1 protein-coding gene is annotated in these 1,551 nt (G+C 80.9%); it reads right to left on the bottom strand.

Features of this window, described 5'->3' with window-relative positions; all coding sequences use genetic code 11:
• The coding region (locus tag L1885_RS28220; protein WP_235799982.1) for a BACON domain-containing protein at positions 1–1,551 on the bottom strand (1,551 nt) is incomplete at both ends.

Genomic DNA, 1,551 nt, shown 5'->3' with positions numbered 1-1,551 from the left:
CGTCGGCGGGTCCGCGGTGGTCCCGCCGGTGGCGGGGGGCGTGGGATCGCCGGTGCCGGTGCCGCCCGCTCCCCCGTCGCCCGTGCCCCCGCCGTCGCCCGTCCCGCCCGTGCCGCCGGTCGGGCTCCCCGAGCCGGAGGGGGCGCCGCCGGAATCCGGGTCGCTCGGGCTCCCGGAGCCGCCCGGGCCGGTCGGCGTGCCGCCACCGGAAGCGGAACCTCCGCCGCCCGGGTTGCCGTGTCCGCCGCCCCCGCCGTGGTGGCCGCCGCCGTGCTGGCCGTGACCGCCGCCTCCGCCCTTCCCGCCGTGTCCCCCGGAGTGGCCCGCACCGCCGCCGCCGCGCGTGTACCCGTAGCCGTCCACGAGGACGACCGCGCCCGTCGGGTGCAGCGCGATCCGGGCGCTCCAGGCGCCCGCCGGTTCGCGTGCGTGGTCGACGGTGACGTACAGCGTCACCGACCGGCCCGCGGCGAGCGTTCCCGACGTGCGGCTGAGGGTGATCCAGCTCGCACCGACGCTCGCCGCCCACGTCACCGGGCCCCCGGAGGCCGTCAGCGTGATCGTCGTGCGGCCCGAGGAGGTCTCCGCGGTGACGCCGAGCCCCGCGGTACCCGCCGCCCCGGACCCGCCCCCTGAGCCGGGGCCCGCGGCGCCCGCGGCCCTGCCCGTGCCGTGGCTGACGACCTTGACGGAGACGTCGGAGCCCCCGGCGCCGTGCCCGCCGTCCGCGCGGGCGCTTCCCGGGCGGTCGCTCGCGCTGCCCGCGTTCTCGTAGCGGTCGTACCCCTTCCCGTCGTGCGCGGAGGGGCCGCCGGGCTCGCCGGCGCTGACCGACGGGCCGCCGTGGCCCTCGCCCGTGTCGGGCGCGCCCCGGTACGCGGCCCACATCGCGAGCACCGGCGCCGCGATGACGGTCGCCACGACCGTGGTGGTGACGGCACGGGAGCGCAGCCGGTCGCGCCGGGCGGCCCGGTCCTTGGGGTCGAGCGGGAAGCCGTTGCGCCCGAAGCGCGGGGCGTTGCCCCGGGTCGTCGGTGCGTGCAGCATCGCGGCGTACGCGGCGGCCCGGTCGACCGCCACGAGCGGCAGGACGGCGGGCGCCCGGCGCCCGGCGCGCGGGGTCGCGCCCGGCCAGGGACCGGCCGCCTCCACCCGTTCCGCGGTGCGCCGGCACCGCGGGCAGTCGTCGACGTGCCGGACGAGCTCCCGGCGCAGCGTCGCGGAGAGCAGCACCGCGCTGTCGCCGGTGAGGCGGGCCACGGACGGGCAGGTGCCGGTCTCCACGACGGTGAGCGCGGCGCGGGTCCGCTCCACCTCGACGGCGGCCGTCGACAGCAGGTCCCGCGCGGCGGCGGGCTCCAGCGACAGGACCGCGGCGACACCCTTCGGGCCGAGCTGGTGGCGCACCGCCAGCTCCAGCACCTCGCGCTGCTCGGGCGTGGTGCCCGCCGCCTCCGGCCAGGCCAGCAGCGCCAGTTCGCGCCGCCTGCGTTCGGCGGCGGCGCCGTCCTGCCCCGGGGGGACGGCGCCGGGCGGTGCCTGCGGCGGCGA

The organism is Streptomyces fuscigenes, from assembly GCF_021556455.1.
GTDB classification, from domain to species: domain Bacteria; phylum Actinomycetota; class Actinomycetes; order Streptomycetales; family Streptomycetaceae; genus Streptomyces; species Streptomyces fuscigenes.
This window is presented reverse-complemented; position numbering and strand designations above follow the sequence as displayed.